This is a genomic window from Streptomyces sp., from assembly GCF_019510245.1.
In the GTDB taxonomy this organism is placed as follows: Bacteria; Actinomycetota; Actinomycetes; order Streptomycetales; family Streptomycetaceae; genus Streptomyces.
Window position 1 is genome coordinate 1 of sequence record NZ_JAEKKT010000258.1, and the last position, 17,877, is coordinate 17,877.

General features: G+C 70.6%; 15 protein-coding genes and 1 pseudogene. 7 read left to right on the plus strand and 9 right to left on the minus strand.

The genetic code is table 11. The features are described from left to right. The coding region (locus JF597_RS48155; protein ID WP_294011944.1) for a PadR family transcriptional regulator at positions 1 to 463 on the minus strand (463 nt) is incomplete at its 3' end. Positions 464 to 663: 200 nt separating this feature from the next. On the opposite strand from JF597_RS48155, the gene JF597_RS48160 reads away from it, so the two are divergent. Together JF597_RS48160 and JF597_RS48165 are read left to right on the plus strand one after the other, a co-directional pair. Further along, positions 664 to 1,602, plus strand: a complete 939-nt coding sequence (locus JF597_RS48160; protein ID WP_294011947.1) for an NAD(P)-dependent oxidoreductase — start codon at positions 664 to 666, stop codon at positions 1,600 to 1,602. A gap of 296 nt (positions 1,603 to 1,898) precedes the next feature. Then, complete coding sequence (locus JF597_RS48165; RefSeq protein WP_294011950.1) at positions 1,899 to 4,340, plus strand: transglycosylase domain-containing protein; 2,442 nt, start codon at positions 1,899 to 1,901, stop codon at positions 4,338 to 4,340. 176 nt (positions 4,341 to 4,516) lie between these two features. Here the strand turns inward: JF597_RS48165 and JF597_RS48170 are convergent, their stop codons facing one another. The 3 genes from JF597_RS48170 to JF597_RS48180 form a co-directional block, all read right to left on the minus strand. Beyond that, entirely contained in the window at positions 4,517 to 6,607 is a 2,091-nt protein-coding gene (locus JF597_RS48170; RefSeq protein ID WP_294011953.1) for a SpoIIE family protein phosphatase, read from the minus strand. Positions 6,608 to 6,911: 304 nt separating this feature from the next. Beyond that, positions 6,912 to 7,625 (minus strand): DUF402 domain-containing protein, encoded by a 714-nt coding sequence (locus JF597_RS48175; protein WP_294011955.1) that lies wholly within the window; start codon positions 7,623 to 7,625, stop codon positions 6,912 to 6,914. 84 nt (positions 7,626 to 7,709) lie between these two features. Next, positions 7,710 to 9,095, minus strand: coding sequence for a class II fumarate hydratase (locus tag JF597_RS48180; protein ID WP_294011958.1), 1,386 nt, complete (start codon positions 9,093 to 9,095; stop codon positions 7,710 to 7,712). A gap of 168 nt (positions 9,096 to 9,263) precedes the next feature. On the opposite strand from JF597_RS48180, the gene JF597_RS48185 reads away from it, so the two are divergent. Continuing rightward, positions 9,264 to 9,638, plus strand: coding sequence for a hypothetical protein (locus tag JF597_RS48185; RefSeq protein WP_294011960.1), 375 nt, complete (start codon positions 9,264 to 9,266; stop codon positions 9,636 to 9,638). Positions 9,639 to 9,812: 174 nt separating this feature from the next. On the opposite strand, the pseudogene JF597_RS48190 reads toward JF597_RS48185, so the two are convergent. Next, positions 9,813 to 11,319, minus strand: a pseudogene (locus JF597_RS48190) (fumarate hydratase). A 181-nt stretch (positions 11,320 to 11,500) separates the two neighbouring features. Between JF597_RS48190 and JF597_RS48195 the strand changes: the two are divergent. Next, the gene (locus JF597_RS48195) at positions 11,501 to 12,202 is read left to right on the plus strand and encodes a DUF1707 domain-containing protein (RefSeq protein ID WP_294011963.1); all 702 of its coding nucleotides are present in this window, start codon (positions 11,501 to 11,503) and stop codon (positions 12,200 to 12,202) included. 153 nt (positions 12,203 to 12,355) lie between these two features. Next, positions 12,356 to 12,739, plus strand: a complete 384-nt coding sequence (locus tag JF597_RS48200; protein ID WP_294011966.1) for a WhiB family transcriptional regulator — start codon at positions 12,356 to 12,358, stop codon at positions 12,737 to 12,739. A gap of 75 nt (positions 12,740 to 12,814) precedes the next feature. On the opposite strand, the gene glpX is transcribed toward JF597_RS48200, so the two are convergent. After that, the gene (gene glpX, locus JF597_RS48205; protein WP_294011968.1) at positions 12,815 to 13,852 is read right to left on the minus strand and encodes a class II fructose-bisphosphatase; all 1,038 of its coding nucleotides are present in this window, start codon (positions 13,850 to 13,852) and stop codon (positions 12,815 to 12,817) included. Between the two features lie 126 nt (positions 13,853 to 13,978). Between glpX and JF597_RS48210 the strand changes: the two genes are divergently transcribed. Beyond that, positions 13,979 to 14,503 (plus strand): DUF4245 domain-containing protein, encoded by a 525-nt coding sequence (locus tag JF597_RS48210; RefSeq protein WP_294011971.1) that lies wholly within the window; start codon positions 13,979 to 13,981, stop codon positions 14,501 to 14,503. Between the two features lie 77 nt (positions 14,504 to 14,580). Here JF597_RS48210 and JF597_RS48215 read toward each other — a convergent pair whose 3' ends face one another. From JF597_RS48215 to xseA, 3 genes are all read right to left on the minus strand, one after another. Further along, positions 14,581 to 15,174: a malonic semialdehyde reductase gene (locus JF597_RS48215; RefSeq protein WP_294011974.1), complete on the minus strand. Its 594-nt coding sequence runs from the start codon at positions 15,172 to 15,174 to the stop codon at positions 14,581 to 14,583. 140 nt (positions 15,175 to 15,314) lie between these two features. Then, positions 15,315 to 15,554, minus strand: coding sequence for an exodeoxyribonuclease VII small subunit (locus tag JF597_RS48220; RefSeq protein ID WP_294011977.1), 240 nt, complete (start codon positions 15,552 to 15,554; stop codon positions 15,315 to 15,317). Positions 15,555 to 15,606: 52 nt separating this feature from the next. After that, on the minus strand, positions 15,607 to 16,815 hold the full coding sequence (xseA, locus tag JF597_RS48225) for an exodeoxyribonuclease VII large subunit (RefSeq protein ID WP_294011978.1): 1,209 nt from the start codon (positions 16,813 to 16,815) through the stop codon (positions 15,607 to 15,609). A gap of 343 nt (positions 16,816 to 17,158) precedes the next feature. Between xseA and JF597_RS48230 the strand changes: the two genes are divergently transcribed. After that, positions 17,159 to 17,877, plus strand: a 719-nt coding sequence (locus JF597_RS48230) for a 4-hydroxy-3-methylbut-2-enyl diphosphate reductase (protein ID WP_294011980.1), incomplete at its 3' end; no start/stop codon positions are given.

Consider the following 17,877-nt stretch of genomic DNA (forward strand, 5'->3'; position numbering starts at 1 on the left):
GGTCGGCTTCCAGATGGAACAGGGCGTGGTCGCAGATCAGCTGGTCGGCGAGGTCGCCCTTGCGCTTGCGGTCGGTGAGGATGCGCATCATCCGCAGGTGCTCCGCGCGCTGGTTGTCGAGGATGTCGCCGGCGTCGCGGTGCGTGAGCAGCGCGAGCACGACCTTGGTGTACAGGGTCGACTGGAGGTACTCCGCCGGCTTCTCGGGGGTCGCCAGCCACTGCTCGACGTCGGTGACCCCGGCGTCGGTGATGGCGTACCGCTTCCGCTCGGGTCCGCCGCCGGCCTCGATGCCGTCGACTTCCACGAGCCCGTTCTTCAGCAGCCGGGACATCGTCGAGTAGACCTGGCCGTAGTGCAGCGGCCGGTCGTGACCGAACTTCTCGTCGAAGGCCCGCTTCAGGTCGTAACCGTGGCGCGGGCCGGACTCCAGGAGCCCCAGGAGGGTGTGACCGATGGACATGGAGAGGACTCTACACACGGTGTATACGCCGCGTGTATACGCGCCGTGTGCAGATCATGGCCCGCGGTGCGGACCCCCAGGTGAGGGCCGATTGTCACGGTTCTGCGACAGGCGATGTCACAGCGGCGGGGGCCGTCTCGTCCCCTGAGCCGGGAGCGGGTCTCCCACGTCGGGTCGGACCGGGTCGGATCGGGAAGGTGATGGTCGTGCGGGTGTTCGTGGCAGGCGGCAGCGGGGTTCTGGGGCGGCGGCTGGTGCCGCAGCTGGTGGCGCGGGGGCATCAGGTGACGGCCACCACGACCGGCGCGGCCCGGCTCGGGCTGCTGGAGAGGCTGGGCGCGGACGGGGTCGTGATGGACGGCCTGGACGCGCTGTCGGTCGGCGCGGCGGTGGCCGCGGCCCGCCCGGACGTGATCGTCCACCAGCTGACCGCGATCTCCACGGCGCACGCAGGCAAGCCCGACATCAAGCACCCCGACCGCTGGTTCGCGCTCACCAACCGGCTGCGTATCGAGGGCACGGACCACCTGCTCGCCGCTGCCGAGGCGACCGGCGTGCCCCACGTCGTCGCGCAGAGCCACGCCAGCTGGAACGGCATCCGCGAGGGCGGCTGGGTGAAGACGGAGGAGGACCCGCTGGACCTGCTGCCGGGAACCGCCGCACACCAGGGGATGCTGGCACTGTGCCACCTGGAGGACGCGGTCCTGCGGGCCGGCGGCGCGGCCCTGCGCTACGGCGCCTTCTACGGCCCCGGCGCCATCGACGACCAGGTGGAGCTGGTCCGCAGACGCCAGTACCCCCTGGTCGGCCGCGCCACCGGCCACAGCAGCTGGATCCACCTCGACGACGCGGCGAGCGCGACCGTCCTCGCGGTGGAGCGGCGGGCGCGGGGCGTGTTCAACATCGTCGACGACGAACCGGCGCCGGCCGCCGAGTGGCTGCCCTACCTGGCGGAGTGCGCCGGGGCGAAGCGGCCGCTGCGGGTGCCGGTGTGGCTGGCCCGCCTCGTGGCCGGCGAACAGGCGGTCGTCATCATGACCCAGGGCCGCGGCTTCTCCAACGCCAAGGCCAGGCGGGAGCTGGGCTGGGAGCCGCGGTACCCCTCCTGGCGGCAGGGGTTCAAGGAGGAGCTGGCCTGAGCTCCGGGGCGGCGGCGGGCCGGGCGTCGCGCGGGGCTCCGGCAGGCGGCCGTGCAATCACGGCGGGCTTCATTTCATCGAATTGATATCACTCAACGCCACCGGGCAACCCTCCGTCGCTTCCACACGTCGGTTCCGTTGGGCAGGGGTGCTGATTGTCACGTCCGAAAAAGGGCAGATCGTGCGCCCTTTGTCATAGAGAGCGGTGTTAGCTTTCTGGACTGACCTGAGCCACGTACCTGTGTGACACCCGTACACACGTGTGACAGCCGAGACGAAGCGGAGCAGACGGACTCATGGGACGAGCGGACGAGAGAAGAGCGCGACAGCGTGGCGGCCGCCGCGCCGCGCCCCGGAACCGCACGTCCGAGCAGTCCGTCCCCGAGACGCCGGCGACGGCGGAGGGCGGGACCAGGACGGCGGTCGAGTCGCCCGCCGCCCCGGCCGTCGAGGGCGCCACCCGTGCCGAGCGCCGCCGGGCCGCCGCCAGGAAGCCGGGCAAGTCCGGTCCGCCCGGCAAGGCCGGCGCGCCGGGCAAGCCCGCCAAGGGCCGCATACGCAGGCTGTTCACCTGGAAGAAGATGCTCGGCGCGTTCTTCACCGTCTGCCTGCTGGGCATCGGCTCCTTCATCGCGCTGTACATGATGGTGGGCGTCCCCGAGGGCAACGCGCTCGCGCAGACGCAGAGCAACGTCTACAAGTACAGCGACGGCTCGGTCCTGGCCCGCAAGGGCACCGTCAACCGCGAGATAGTCGACCTCTCCAAGGTCCCGAAGGCCGTCCAGCACACCTTCGTCGCGGCGGAGAACAAGACCTTCTACAACGACAACGGCATCGACCTCAGGGGCATGGCCCGCGGCCTCTACAACACGATGAGGGGCCGCGGCACCCAGGGCGGTTCGACGATCACCCAGCAGTACGTCAAGAACTACTACCTCGACCAGGACCAGACCGTCACCCGCAAGCTCAAGGAACTGGTCATCTCGCTCAAGGTGGACCGCGAGTACTCCAAGGACGACATCCTCGCCGGCTACATCAACACCAGCTACTACGGCCGCGGCGCCTACGGCATCCAGGCCGCCGCCCAGGCCTACTACCGCGTCGACGCCGACAAGCTCACGGTCCCGCAGGGCGCCTACCTGGCCGCCCTGCTGCAGGCACCCAGCCAGTACGACTGGGCGGTGGCGGGTCCCATCGGCAAGAAACTGGTGCAGGCACGCTGGAACTACGTCCTGGACAACATGGTCGGCCAGAAGTGGCTGGACAAGTCCGAGCGTGACGCCATGAAGTTCCCGATCCCCAAGGAGCCGAAGGCCGCGTCCGGTCTGGAGGGCCAGAAGGGCTACCTGGTCGAACTGGCCAACACCCAGCTGGAGAACCAGCTGATGAAGACGGAGGGCATCTCCCGGTCCGACGCGGAGGCCAAGGTCGTCGACCAGGGCTGGACGATCACCCTGAACATCGACCCGAAGAAGCAGACCAAGCTGGAGGCGGCCGTCAAGAGCCAGCTCACCAGCAAGCTCGACGGCAAGAAGCGCAAGGTCGACAAGAACGTCCAGGCCGGTGCCGTCTCCGTCGACCCCAAGACCGGCAAGATCCTCGCCCTGTACGGCGGCATCGACTACTACAAGCACTACACCGACAACGCCACCCGCGCCGACTACCAGCCGGCGTCCACCTTCAAGCCGATCATCCTCGCCTCCGCGCTGGACCGGGACGCCAAGACCCAGGACGGCAAGGACATCAACGCCAACACCATCTACGACGGCACCAGCGGCCGTGCGGTGAAGGGCAGCGACATCGCCTTCTCACCGCCGAACGAGGACGACGCGGACTACGGCAACATCACCGTGCAGACGGCGATGAACAAGTCCGTCAACTCGGTGTTCGCGCAGATGGGCGTGGACGTCGGCATGAAGAACGTGCTGAAGACCGCGGACGACCTCGGCCTGGACACCGAGGGCCTCCAGGCGGTGCCCGCGATGACCCTGGGCAGTATGGGCGCGAGCCCGCTGGAGATGGCCTCGGTCTACGCGACCCTCGACAACCACGGCCAGAAGGTCACCCCGACGATCCTCGCGTCGGCGGAGAAGACCGGCCGCAAGGTCGACCTGCCGGACCCGATCGGCGAACAGGTGATCAGCCGGGAGGCGGCCGACCAGGTGACGTCGGTGCTGACCGGCGTGGTCGACGACGGTACGGCCAAGGTGTCGGTGGCCCAGAACCCGCTGCGCAAGGGCCAGCAGGTGGCCGGCAAGACGGGTACCTCCGACAACAACAAGTCGGCCTGGTTCACGGGGTACACGCCCGACCTGGTGACCTCGGTCGGCCTGTTCGGCGAGGACGCCAAGACCCACAACCAGGTCACCCTCACCGGCGCCACCGGCCTGATCTCCGGCACCGGCCGCATCAACGGTGGCGGCTACCCGGCGCAGATCTGGGCGGCGTACACCTTCGGCGTCACGAAGAAGGCCAAGTTCGACCTGAACACCGAACTGGGCGCGGCCGTCAAGCCGACGGAGACCCCGAGCCAGTCCGCGACCCCGTCGCAGACCCCGTCGCAGACGCCGAGTTCCACGCCGACGAAGTCCGCGACCCCGTCCCAGACCCCGTCGCAGACCCCGACGAAGTCCGCGACCCCGTCGCAGACCCCGTCCCAGACCCCGTCCCAGACCCCGTCCCAGACCCCGACGGGCGGCATCACCGACAACCCGCTGGACCCGGCCGACGGCCAGTAGCAGAGCCGCCGCCGCGCCCGGTGCTTCGCCGGGTGCGGCAGCGTCGTGGTTGCCGCAGTTCCTCCCCCAGCCTTCGGCCGGGGTACCCCCAGCGCCCCGTAAGGGGCGCGGGTAACTGCGCGACAAGCCCCCACCGGCCCGCAGCTTCCCGACGACCTCAAGCACCCCTCACGGCGCTACCTGTTCAGCTCGAACCAGACGACCTTCCCGGTGCTGAGCCGGGTCGCCCCCCACCGGCGCGCCAGGCGGTTCACCAGGTACAGCCCCCGGCCCCCCTCGTCCGTCGCCCGGGCCTGCCGCAACCGCGGCAGCTGCGGCACGTCGTCCCCGACCTCGCACCGCAGCACATCCGTCCGCAGCAGCCGCAGCGTCACCGGCCGCGACGCGTACCGCACCGCGTTCGTCACGACCTCGCTGACCAGCAGCTCGACGGAGTCGGTGAGTTCCTCGAGCCCCCACCGGGCCAGGGCCCGCCTCGCCAGCCGCCGGGCCCGCCCCGGCGCCGCGTCCTCCGGCTCCAGGAACCAGTACGCCACGTCGCTCGGCGCGATGCCGTCGAAGCGGGCGGCGAGCAGCGCGATGTCGTCGTCGCGGTCACCCGGCCCGAGCATGTCGAGCACCTCGTCGCACAGCGCTTCCAGCGGCGGCGGATGATCCGGGCCGGTCAGCTGCGCGGTCGCGGCGAGCTTCTCGCGCAGTTGCTCTATGCCGGTCCACACGTCCCGCAGCCGGGACTCCACCAGCCCGTCGGTGTACAGGAGCAGCGTCGCCCCGGCCGGGGCGTCCAGCTCCACCGCCTCGAAGTCGACCCCGCCGACGCCGATCGGCGCCCCGGCCGGCACCCGCAGCACCTCCGCACGGCCGCCCAGGTGCAGCAGCACCGGCGGCGGATGACCGGCGTTGGCGATGGTGATGCGGTGCGACACCGGGTCGTAGACCGCGTACAGGCAGGTCGCCATCCGGTCGGAGCCGAGCCGCTGGGCCTGCTCGTCGAGGTGGTGCAGGACCTCCTGCGGCGGCAGGTCGAGCCCGGCGAGGGTCTGCGCGGTCGTCCGCAGCTGCCCCATGATGGCCGCCGACGTCATCGAGTGGCCCATGACGTCACCGACGACCAGCGCCACCCGGCTCCCGGGCAGCGGGATCGCGTCGTACCAGTCGCCGCCCACCCGGGCCGTCTCGGCGGCCGGCAGGTAACGGGACGCCAGCCGCACGCCCGTGGCGCTCGGCAGGTTCTCCGGCAACATGGTCCGCTGCAGCTCGTCGGCGATGTAGGCCTCCCGGCCGTACAGCACCGCCTTGTCGATGCCGAGCGCGCTGTGCGTCGCCAGCTGGGCGGCGACCAGCAGGTCGTCGGCCTCGAAGGCGAGCCGCTCCGGGCGGCGCAGGAACAGGGCCGCGCCGATCACCCGGCGCCGGCCGCGCAGCGGGGCGAGGATCGCGTGCTGGGCGCCGGGGACGAGCGACTCGTTGCCCTCGCCGAGGAGTTCGGGCAGCGCGGAGCGTGCCGCGGGGGAGTCGGCGAAGACCGGCCGGACGCCCCGCAGCACCTCGTTCAGCGCACCGCCGGGCCGTACCTCGCACAGGTCCGCGGTGAGCGCGGCCAGGCCGACGTCGGCCGGATCGGGCTCCGGGACGGGCAGCGGCGGAAAGCCGTCGGAGTCCCGTTCCTCCGGGATGCGGTCGGTGCGGCGCAGCCGCAGCACCACCGGGCCGACGGGCCGCTCGTCGCCGACCGGCAGCGGATCGCGCAGATAGACCAGGATCGCGTCCGAGAAGGTCGGCACGGTCGCCCGGCACAGCCCCATCACGATCTCGTCCAGGTCGATGCCCCGCGCGATCCGCCGGGTCGCGGCACCCACGAAGCGCAGCCGGTCGCCGTCCCGCCGCATCGGCATCGGCCGGCCCGGCGGCAGCCCGCGTCCGGTACGCCGCTCCTGCGCGCTCGCCACCCGCTCCGGCTCGGCGCCGGGCTGTGGCGGGATGCCCTCCGGGGCGGGGCGCGGCCGGTGCGGATCGGGCTCAGCGCTGGTGGGCTGGGCGTGCTCGGGGCCGTTGACGGAATGCTCCTCGGACGTGCTGGTACCGGGGCCGGAGGGCGTCTCGCCCGCGCGGGCCTGTGCCGGTAAGGCGGTGCCGCCGCGCGGGCAGGGCTGGGGTTGTCCCTGCGTCTGCCGCTGCGGTTGCGGGGTATGCAGGAGCGCCCCGCGGGCCTCCGCGGGGTCGACGCCCGGCTGGGGGCGCTCGTAGGAGGTGGGGTGCTCCGTCACGCGTGTCGAATCCGTCCGTCCGGGGCTGCGCGCCGGGCGCGCAGGTGGTCCCGCCGAAGTGCCGATACCCGGATTACGTGTCCCAGGAACGGAATTTCGGCGTGGCTGGAGGCTGTTCCTGTGCCACCGGCGAACGATCTGCGGCCCGCGCACCGCTCGCCGGTGTTGCCCTCGTACCCCTCGCTCACGTCCTGCCGCCCCTCGGTGACGTTCGGTCAAGCCCGGCGCATGATCCGGGAGTTGTGCGCACGCTTCCTTGCGGAGGACGATCCTACGGTTGTGGACCGGGGGCGCATCAAGGGTCTCATGAGGACACGTGCGCGGGCGTACGGTCCCAGTCCTCCGGGAGTGACGGTAGCGCCCAGGACGGGTCCGGGCGCCAGTGCTGCCAGCCGGACGAGAAAGGCGCCTCCCAGGCCTCGACGTCGGCCACCGCGGCCAGGGCCGCCGTCCGCACCGCCGCGGCCGTCTGGGCGTCCATCAGCCCGTCCCGCTGGGCCTGCGCGAACTCGTCCTCGTCGAGCCACTGCCAACTGCGGTCCGGGTGCACGGAGATGTCCAGAAAATGGTCCTCCGAGTCCACTCCGCCGCCCCAGCGGACCAGCGGCTGCTCCAGGTTGACGTACCAGTTCTTGAACTGCCAGCCCGGCTCCCAGAACAGCCACACCGACCAGGCCTGACCGGGCCGGGCCAGCTTCAGCACGCCGGTGCCGCGCCAGTGGCCGTGGGTGACGGACCGGGGTTTGGTGTAGCGGGACTCCAGCGGTTCCTCACCGAGCGACGAGCCGTCGGCGAGCACGGGCCTCACGCACTCGGTGCCGGGGGCCAGCCAGACGGCGAGCAGCTCCTCGTCGTCCCGGACGACGGTGACGGGGCGCGCGATGTGGAAGCCGTGCCCGGCGTTCTCCCGGTACCGCCACAGGATCTGGCTCCCGGGAGTCCAGAAACCGGTCCCGTCGCCGGTCGCACCGCCCGTTTCCCCGCGCATCACGCGTCTCACCGCTCCACCGTCTGCCATGCACAGATATTAGGTGCCGTAGGCATACGACGCTGCGGCGGACATCACGGTTCCGGCCGGGCGGCGCGAAACGTTCGCACGTGGTTACGGCCGCGTCATCCGCAGGACATCCAGCGCCTCGTCCAGCTGCTCGACGGTCAGGTCGCCCCGCTCGACGTACCCGCCCTCGAGGACCACCTGGCGGATCGTCTTCCGCTCCGCCAGCGACTTCTTGGCGACCTTGGCCGCCTCCTCGTACCCGATGTACTTGTTGAGGGGAGTGACCACCGACGGCGACGACTCGGCGTACTCCCGGGCCCGCTCGCGGTGCGCGGTGATCCCGTCCACGGTCCGGTCGGCGAGCAGCCGCGCGACGTTGGCGAGCAGCCGGACGGACTCCAGCACGTTCTTGCCGATGACCGGCAGCATCACGTTGAGCTCGAAGTTCCCGGCCGCGCCGGCCACGGCGATGGTCTGGTCGTTCCCGACGACCTGCGCGGCCACCATCAACACGGCCTCGGGGATGACCGGGTTGACCTTCCCAGGCATGATCGAGGACCCCGGCTGGAGATCGGGCAGCGAGATCTCGGCGAGTCCGGTCCGCGGCCCCGAGGACATCCACCGCAGGTCGTTGGCGATCTTCGTCAGCCCGACCGCGACGGTACGCAACTGCCCGATGGTCTCCACGATCCCGTCCCGGGCGCCCTGCGCCTCGAAGTGGTTCCGGGCCTCGGTGAACGGAAGTCCGGTGACCCGCGCGACCTCCTCGATCACCGCGGCGGAGAACCCCGGCGGTGTGTTGATCCCGGTGCCCACCGCCGTCCCGCCGAGCGGCAGCTCCGCGAGCCGGGGCAGCGAGGCCCGCAGCCGCTCGACGCCGTACCGCACCTGCGCCGCGTACCCCCCGAACTCCTGTCCCAGGGTCACCGGCGTCGCGTCCATCAGGTGCGTCCGCCCGGACTTCACCACGTCGGCGAACTCCTCGGACTTCCTGGCGAGCGAGTCGGCGAGGTGGTCGAGGGCCGGAATGAGGTCCCGGGTGACGGCGGCGGTGGCGGCGACGTGGATGGACGAGGGGAACACGTCGTTGGAGGACTGCGAGGCGTTCACGTGGTCGTTGGGATGGACGTCCCGGCCGAGCCGCTCGGTCGCCAGCGTCGCGAGGACCTCGTTGGTGTTCATGTTCGACGAGGTGCCGGACCCCGTCTGGAACACGTCGACGGGAAAGTGTTCGTCCCACTTCCCCTCGGCGACCTCCTCGGCCGCCTCCCGGATCGCCCGCGCGATGTCCTCGTCGACCACCCCCAGCTCGGCGTTCACCTTGGCCGCCGCGCCCTTGATCCGGGCCAGCGCCTCGATGTGTGCGCGCTCGATCCGCTGTCCGGAGACGGGGAAGTTCTCGACGGCCCGTTGCGTCTGGGCCCGCCATTTGGCGTGGGCGGGGACCCGGACCTCACCCATGGAGTCGTGTTCGATGCGGTAGTCGCTCATGCCCTTGTCAGCGAACGGGGCACGGCGGTTGTTCCGGCCGCCTGCTGCATTGGCACCACCCACGTCACCGGGTCGGGGGACTACCCCGCTGCCCGCCAGGCGGAACATCACGGACAAATGTGACTATCACCCCAAGATGTCACCACGGCTGGCAGGAGGACCAACACGATGAACCTCACTCCCAAGGGTCTGCTCGGCGCCCTCGCGGCGGTGTCCATAGGCGCGGCGACCCTGCTGGGCGCGGCAGCCGGCACCGCCGGTGCCGCCGGCGGAGCCCACCGGGCCCACTGCGACCGCGCCGAACGCCCCGTCTGGAGCGGCGACCCCAGCCGCAACATGACCAGCCACGGCTGCACCCTCCCCTCCAGCGAGCGCCCCTGGTACCGCGTCGCGATCGACACCCTGGCCCTGCCCCACCACACGACGGACTACGCGAACGGCCCGGTCGACCACACCGAGAAGCTGCACGACGAAACCGTCAGATGCATGGGCTACACGAAAGACCGCGACACGGTGAACTGGTTCGGCTGCGTACCCGACTGACACCCGGCACCACATCCCAGCCCGTCCGGCGTTTGAGGACGAGGCCGTTCAGGCCGAAGCGGGGGTCCGGGGGCGGCAGCCCCCGAAACGGGCGGTCGAAGGGGGCCCACCCCCTGGAGGACGGGACGGGCAGGGGCGGCGGGGGCGACATCCGTCCCCGCCGCTCCGCACGCACTACGCCAGCCCGGGCCCCCGCACCGGGATCGAGGTGAACGTCGGAGCCGGGGCGGGGTCCTGGAAGAAGTCGTTGCCCTTGTCGTCCACGACGACGAACGCCGGGAAGTCCTCGACCTCGATCTTCCAGACCGCCTCCATGCCGAGCTCCTCGTACTCGACGACCTCGACCTTCTTGATGCAGTCCTGGGCGAGGCGGGCAGCCGGCCCGCCGATGGAACCGAGGTAGAAGCCGCCGTGCGCCTCGCACGCGTTGGTGACCTGCTTGCTCCGGTTGCCCTTGGCCAGCATCACCTTCGAGCCCCCGGCGGCCTGGAACTGCTCGACGTAGGAGTCCATCCGCCCGGCCGTCGTCGGGCCGAAGGAGCCGGACGCGTAGCCCTCGGGGGTCTTGGCCGGACCGGCGTAGTACACCGGGTGGTCCTTCAGGTACTGCGGCATCTCCTCGCCCGCGTCGAGCCGCTCCTTGATCTTGGCGTGCGCGATGTCGCGCGCCACCACCAGCGGCCCGGTGAGCGAGAGCCGCGTCTTGACCGGGTACTTGGTCAGCTCGGCGAGGATCGTGTCCATCGGCAGGTTGAGGTCGATCCGCACCACGTCCGAGGACTCGTCCAGGTGCTCGTCGGTAGAAGTACTTGCCGCCGAACTGCGCGCCGATGCCGATCTTCTGCGTCAGCTCGAAGACCTTCTGCTCGAGGTCCTTGTCCCGGAAACCGTGCCCGAGCTCGGAGCCCTCGGCCGGGATCTCGTCCAGGTAGTGCGCGGAGGCGTACTTGGCGGTCTTCAGCGCGTACTCGGCGCTCGTACCGCCCACCACGATCGCCAGGTGGTAGGGCGGGCACGCGGCGGTGCCGAGCGAACGGATCTTCTCCTCCAGGAACTTCATCATGGAGGCCTCGTTGAGGACGGCCTTCGTCTCCTGGTAGAGGAACGACTTGTTGGCCGAGCCGCCGCCCTTCGCCATGAAGAGGAACTTGTAGGCGCCGCCGTCGGTGGCGTAGAGCTCGATCTGGGCCGGCAGGTTCGACCCGGTGTTCTTCTCCTCCCACATGGTGAGCGGAGCCATCTGCGAGTAACGCAGGTTGAGGTTCAGGTACGCGTCGTAGATGCCGCGGCTCAGCGCCGCCTCGTCGCCGCCCTCGGTCAGCACGTTCTGGCCGCGCTTGCCCATGACGATCGCCGTGCCGGTGTCCTGGCACATCGGCAGCACGCCGGCCGCCGCGATGTTCGCGTTCTTCAGCAGGTCGAGGGCGACGAACTTGTCGTTGCCGGACGCCTCCGGGTCGTCGACGATCCGGCGGAGCTGGGCGAGGTGGGCCGGGCGCAGGTAGTGCTGGATGTCGTGGATCGCCTCCTCGGCGAGCTTGCGCAGCGCCTCCGGCTCCACCTTGAGGAACGTCCGCCCGTCCGGTCCCTCGACGGTGGACACGCCCTCCGAGGTCACCAGCCGGTACGGGGTGGTGTCCTCGCCCTGGGGGAGCAGATCGGTATACGCGAACTCAGGCATCTCAGCCCATTCCTCACTCTGACGGACGGCTGCCCGCCGACGCTGGCGGGCGCTGTCCAGCGTAGAACCTGCCGCTGGCGGGGAACCTGTGAGGTAAGGCTCAGTTCGGGAACCGTACGGGTTTTCCACAGGTCGCGACGAAGGGTAGTCGCGATCTATCGCGTTTCGGTACGCTGCTGCCGTGGACCTTCAGAAGCAGACCCCTCAGGAGCGGGCCGGAGCGCCGGTGGCCGAGCTGCGCGCCTCGGACGCCGACCGCGACCGCATCGCCGACATCCTGCGGGAGGCCCTCGCCGAGGGGCGCCTGACCGCCGACGAGCACGCCGAACGCGTGGAGGGGGTGCTGAACGCCAAGACGGTGGGCGAGCTGGAGGTCTTCATACGGGACCTGCCCGCCGCCCACGCCCGCCCGGCCGCCCCGGCCTACACGCCGGTGCCGCCCCGGCCGACGCCCGGCGCGATCCCCGTCGAGGCGGACGGCAACGTCGTCGCCGTCTTCAGCAGCGCCCGCCGCCGAGGCCGCTGGCGGGCCGGCCGCCGGCTGCACGCCTACGCGGTCTTCGGCTCCATCGAGCTGGACCTCACCGAGGCGATCTTCGAGTACCAGCAGGTCGTCATCAAGGCGATCTCGGTCTTCGGTGACATCCAGATCCGTGTCCCGGAGAACGTGTCGCTGCGCGGCACCGGCGGCGGCGTGCTCGGCAATTTCGAGGCGGACACGCTGGATTCGGTCGACTCCGACGCGCCGGTCGTCTACGTCGACGGCTGGGCCGTCCTCGGCAACGTGGAGGCGCGGCCGAAGCGCGGAAAGCTCATCGCGGACATCCTGGACCGGGTTCAGGACAAGGTCGACAGGAAGCTGCGCAAACACCTGGACCGTTGACGGTCGCGAATCACTTCCTGCCCACCGGCCTCAGGGGTCGTGAACAAGCCGCCGCGGTACGGCTGTTGGGAACGCTGTGCATAGGCTCACGCACAGCGGGTAGGCCTTGCTGCATCGTCTCTCGCTCGCGAAGCCGTCGTCAGGAGTAGACCCGTGCTGCAACCGCCGCATTCGTCCCTGCAGGTAGCTGCCGTTCCGGCCCAGCGGGTGCCAGTGCGGGACAGGGACCAAGACGCTCCCTGGCACACCGAGGCGGTGTGCCGGCGCGACGAGGCAGGCCTGTTCTTCGCACCCTCAAAGGAACCCACCGCTGCCCGGCTGTCCCGGGAGCAAGCGGCCAAGCGGGTCTGCGCCCGCTGCCCGGTGATGGTCGAGTGCCGCGAGCACGCGCTGCTCCAGCCCGAGCCCTACGGCGTCTGGGGCGGCCTCACCGCAGCGGAACGCCGCGTGGTCCTGGCCCGCCGCAGGCGCCGCGACATGGAACTGAAGAAGGCGGCGCGAGCGGCCGCGGCGAACCGCATAGCCCAGGCAGGCTGACGAAAAGGCGCCCTCACCGCACCGAGGGCGCCTTTCGACTTGCTGAGGGGGGAGGGCCCCCCTTCTCCGACGGCGTTACTTCGGCCGGTCGAAATCAACCGTGCTGTACGCCCGCAGCTTGCGCAGCCGGTGCTCGGAGTCGATCCGCCGCACCGTCCCCGACTTCGACCGCATCACGATGGACTCGGTCAGCGCGGTCTCGGACCGGTACCGCACACCCCGCAGCAGCTCACCGTCGGTGATCCCGGTCGCGACGAAGAACACGTTCTCCCCGGTCACCAGGTCCTCGGTGGTCAGCACCCGGTCCAGGTCGTGCCCGGCGTCGATCGCCCGCTGCCGCTCCTCGTCGTCCTTGGGCCACAGCTTGCCCTGGATGGTGCCGCCCAGGCACTTCACCGCGCACGCCGAGATGATGCCCTCGGGCGTGCCGCCGATCCCGAGGAGCATGTCGACGCCCGTGCCCTCGCGCAGCGCGTAGATCGACCCGGCGACGTCACCGTCGGAGATCAGCTTGATGCGCGCGCCGGCCTCCCGGATCTCCTTGATGATCCCTTCGTGCCGCGGCCGGTCGAGGATGACGACGGTCACGTCCTCCGGCGTGGCCCGCTTCGCCTTGGCGACCCGCCGGATGTTGACGGCGACGGGCGCGTCGATGTCGACGAAGTCCGCCGCCTCCGGGCCCGTGACCAGCTTGTCCATGTAGAACACGGCGGACGGGTCGAACATGGCCCCGCGCTCGGCCGCGGCGAGCACGGCGATCGCGTTGGGCATGCCTTTCGCGGTCAGCGTCGTCCCGTCGATCGGGTCGACGGCGATGTCGACCTCGGGTCCGGTGCCGTCGCCGATGCGCTCCCCGTTGAAGAGCATCGGGGCCTCGTCCTTCTCGCCCTCGCCGATGACGACCACGCCGTTCATCGACACGGTGGAGACGAGGGTCCGCATCGCGCGCACCGCGGCGCCGTCGGCGCCGTTCTTGTCGCCGCGGCCGACCCAGCGCCCCGCGGCCATCGCGGCGGCCTCGGTCACCCGGACGAGCTCCAGGGCGAGGTTACGGTCGGGGGCCTCGGAGGGGACATCGAGTTCGGACGGCAGATGATGATGATTCTCGGTCATCGGAGCGCACCTTTCTGATACGACGACGGCCGGATGAGGGTTTCCCGTCGACTCTATCGCCAGGCCGACAAAATGAGCAGGGGACCCCACGGATGAGCGCAGCGGGCACCTGCGACGATAGGGGACGTGGCAGGCACGAACGGCAAGCAGAAGACGGTCCGGGACATGATTCTCTCCCTGGCCCTGATCGGCCTCGCGGCGGGCTTCATCTACCTGCTCGTCCCGCACGACGATCACGCTCCCGACATCCAGCGGGTCGACTACCGGGTCGAGCTGCTGACGGCACGGCGCGCGGCGAGCTACCCGGTGGCCGCGCCGGAGGGCCTGCCCAGCACCTGGAAGGCGACCTCGGTCCGCTTCCAGGGCGAGGCCGGGGACCGCTGGCATCTCGGCTACCAGACCCCCGACGGTCAGTACGTCCAGATCGAGCAGTCGACTCAGAAGCGCGCGGACTTCATCGACGACGCCAGTCAGGGCGCGTCGGCCACGAAGACGACCGAGAAGATCGGCGACCGCACCTGGACGCACTACACCGGCGGCCGCTACGACGCGCTGGTGCTGGACGGCACCACCGGCTCCACCACGGTGGTGGCCGGCACGGCCTCCTTCGCCGAGCTGACGAAGATGGCGGCGGCGCTGACGATGTCCTGACCCGGGCGGCGTGACACGCATGCGAAAGAGGCCCCCGGCGCCGTTGCCGGGGGCCTCTTTCGGGTCTGCGGAATGGCTCAGACGGTCGTGACGACGTCGTCGTACGCCAGGCGCGGGCCGCGCGGGAACCAGGCGTCCGGGCCCGGCTTGCCGATGTTGACGACCACGAACGGGGTGTGGTCGTCGTCCAGGAACTCCTTCTGGACGCCCGCGAAGTCGACGCCCGTCATCGGACCGGCGGCGAGGCCGGCGGCGCGCACGCCGATGATGAAGTAGGCGGCCTGGAGGGCGGCGTTCAGGTCGGCGTTCTTCTCGCGGGCCTCGCGGCCGGCGCCGTCGAACATGGCCTTGGCGCCCTCGAAGTGCGGGAAGAGCTCCGGAAGCTCCTCGTGGAACTCGTTGTCCGCCGAGAGGATCGCGACCAGCGGGGCGGCCGCGGTCTTCTGCTGGTTGCCCTCGGCCAGGTGCTTCACCAGGCGCTCGCGGGCCTCGGGGGAGCGGACCAGCGTGACGCGCAGCGGAGACTGGTTCATGGAGGTCGGGCCGTACTTGACCAGGTCGTAGATCGCCTGGACCTGCTCGTCGGTCACCGGCTCGTCGGTGAAGGTGTTGGCGGTGCGGGCCTCACGGAACAGCAGGTCCTGAGCGGCGGGGTCGAGAACGAGAGACATGGTTGAACTTCCTGGGAACGCATCGCGGGGAATCCGGACCGTGGTCCGGATAGCTTGACGGGCACGACCATACGCCGCTGAAGGTTCAAGGTTCAATCAAAACCGGGCCGCGGTGATCCGCCTCACACCCGCCGCACCGCTCAGTCCTCCTCCTCGGCCCCTTCTCCCTCTCCCCCTTCCTCCTCGGCCAGCGCCGCGTCCAGCCGGGCCCGTGCCCCCTCCAGCCACCGCCGGCACACCTTGGCCAGCTCCTCGCCCCGCTCCCAGAGCGCCAGGGACTCCTCCAGGCTCGTCCCGCCGGCCTCCAGCCGCCGCACGGTGTCGATCAGCTCGTCCCGCGCCTGCTCGTAGGAGAGCGTCTCCTCCGCCTTGCTGCTCATGCACATACCTCTCTCATCCGCCCGTACGAACGACATGCCCGTACGACATGGCCTAGCCGTCCACCCGCACCGAGAACTCACCCTCCGCGACCCGCGCCCGCAACGCCTCACCCGGCTCGACGTCCCCCGGGGCCCGCACCACATGGCCGTCGCCCTGCTGGAGCACGGCGTAACCGCGCTTCAGCGTGGCGGCCGGGGAGAGGGCCACCACGCGCGCGTGCGTGTGCGTCAGCTCGGAGTCGGCACGGTCGAGCAGATGCCCGAGACAGCGCCGCGAACGGTCCACCAGTGAGGCGACGTGATCGGCCCGTTCGTCGACCATCCGGTGCGGATCCTCCATGGCCGGCCGCGCGAGCGCATGCGCCAGCCCCCGCTCCTCCCGGGCCACCAGCGCGTCGACGCACCGCCGCCCCCGGTCCCGCAGCATCCGCACCCGCTCCGCCTCTTCCCCCACGTCCGGGACGACCTTCTTGGCGGCGTCGGTAGGGGTGGACGCACGCAGGTCCGCGACGTAGTCGAGCAGCGGATTGTCGGGCTCGTGCCCGATGGCGGAGACCACCGGCGTACGGCACCCGGCGACCGCCCGTACCAGCTGCTCGTCGGAGAACGGCAGCAGGTCCTCCACGCTGCCGCCGCCGCGCGCGACGATGATCACATCCACCTCCTCCAGCGCGTCGAGCTCCTTCACGGCCTGCACGACCTGCGGCACGGCGTGCACGCCCTGCACCGGCACGTTCCGCACCTCGAACCGCACCGCGGGCCACCGGTGCCGGGCGTTCTCCAGCACGTCCCGCTCGGCGGCCGAGGCCCGCCCGCACACCAGCCCGATCAACTGCGGCAGAAACGGCAACGGCTTCTTCCGGTCCGCCGCGAACAGCCCCTCCGCCGCCAGCCCCTTCTTCAGCATCTCCAGCCGCGCCAGCAACTCCCCGACGCCGACCGGCCTTATCTCGGCCGCCCGCAACGACAGCTGCCCCCGCGGCGCGTACCACTCCGGCTTCGCGTGCACGACGACCCGGGCCCCCTCGCCGACCACGTCCGCCACGGCGTCGAACACCTGCCGAAAACAGGTCACGCCGATCGAGATGTCGTACGACGGATCCCGCAACGTCAGAAACACGACCCCGGCCCCCGGCCGCCGCGACAACTGCGTGATCTGCCCCTCGACCCAGACGGCCCCGAGCCGGTCGATCCACCCCCCGATCAGCCGGGAGATCTCACCGACGGGCACGGGAGCTTCAGCGGACGTGTTCAAAGCCATGCGCCGAGCGTAACGGCGCACACTGACACCTCCGGACGAGACCGGTCACCACTTATCAGCCCGTCCGGTGTCCGAGGACGAGAGCTGGTCGGCACCACATCCCGGCCCGTCCGGTGTCCGAGGACGAGAGCCGGCCGGCACCACATCCCGGCCCGTCCGGCGTTCGAGGACGAGAGCCGGTCCGCACCACATGTCAGCCCGTCCGGCGTTTGAGGACGAGGCCGTTCAGGCCGAAGCGGGGGTCCGGGGGCGGCAGCCCCCGAAACGGGCGGTCGAAGGGGGCCCACCCCCTGGAGGATGGGACGGGTAAGGGCGGCGGGGGCGAACCCGACGCGGCCTTACGATGGGTGCCATGACTGCTTCGCCTGGCCGCCGTGTCCTGCTCGCCGCCCCCCGTGGCTACTGCGCGGGTGTGGACCGCGCCGTGATCGCCGTCGAGAAGGCCCTGGAGCAGTACGGGGCCCCGATCTACGTCCGCCACGAGATCGTCCACAACAAGTACGTCGTGCAGACCCTGGAGAAGAAGGGCGCGATCTTCGTCGAGCGGACCGAGGAGGTCCCGCCGGGGAACATCGTGATGTTCTCCGCGCACGGCGTCGCCCCCGTCGTCCACGAGGAGGCCGAGCGCGGCCGCCTCGCCACCATCGACGCGACCTGCCCGCTGGTCACCAAGGTCCACAAGGAAGCCGTCCGCTTCGCCAACGAGGACTACGACATCCTCCTGATCGGCCACGAGGGCCACGAGGAGGTCATCGGCACCTCCGGCGAGGCCCCCGACCACATCCAGCTGGTCGACGGCCCGGCGGACGTCGCCAAGGTCGAGGTCCGCGACGAGTCCAAGGTCGTCTGGCTCTCCCAGACCACCCTCTCCGTCGACGAGACGATGGAGACGGTCGACGCCCTGAAGGAGAAGTTCCCGCAGCTCATCTCTCCGCCGAGCGACGACATCTGCTACGCCACGCAGAACCGCCAGCTCGCGGTGAAGCAGATGGGCGCCGAGGCCGAGCTGGTGATCGTCGTCGGCTCCCGCAACTCCTCCAACTCCAAGCGCCTGGTCGAGGT

What these genes read in the sequence shown, in the direction of transcription:
- JF597_RS48180 (WP_294011958.1), bottom strand. Translation starts at nt 9,095, where the DNA reads ATGAGCGACTACCGCATCGAACACGACTCCATGGGTGAGGTCCGGGTC.
- JF597_RS48185 (WP_294011960.1), top strand. Translation starts at nt 9,264, where the DNA reads ATGAACCTCACTCCCAAGGGTCTGCTCGGCGCCCTCGCGGCGGTGTCC.
- xseA (WP_294011978.1), bottom strand. Translation starts at nt 16,815, where the DNA reads ATGGCTTTGAACACGTCCGCTGAAGCTCCCGTGCCCGTCGGTGAGATC.
- JF597_RS48175 (WP_294011955.1), bottom strand. Translation starts at nt 7,625, where the DNA reads ATGGCAGACGGTGGAGCGGTGAGACGCGTGATGCGCGGGGAAACGGGC.
- JF597_RS48165 (WP_294011950.1), top strand. Translation starts at nt 1,899, where the DNA reads ATGGGACGAGCGGACGAGAGAAGAGCGCGACAGCGTGGCGGCCGCCGC.
- JF597_RS48215 (WP_294011974.1), bottom strand. Translation starts at nt 15,174, where the DNA reads ATGTCTCTCGTTCTCGACCCCGCCGCTCAGGACCTGCTGTTCCGTGAG.
- glpX (WP_294011968.1), bottom strand. Translation starts at nt 13,852, where the DNA reads ATGACCGAGAATCATCATCATCTGCCGTCCGAACTCGATGTCCCCTCC.
- JF597_RS48160 (WP_294011947.1), top strand. Translation starts at nt 664, where the DNA reads ATGGTCGTGCGGGTGTTCGTGGCAGGCGGCAGCGGGGTTCTGGGGCGG.
- JF597_RS48220 (WP_294011977.1), bottom strand. Translation starts at nt 15,554, where the DNA reads ATGAGCAGCAAGGCGGAGGAGACGCTCTCCTACGAGCAGGCGCGGGAC.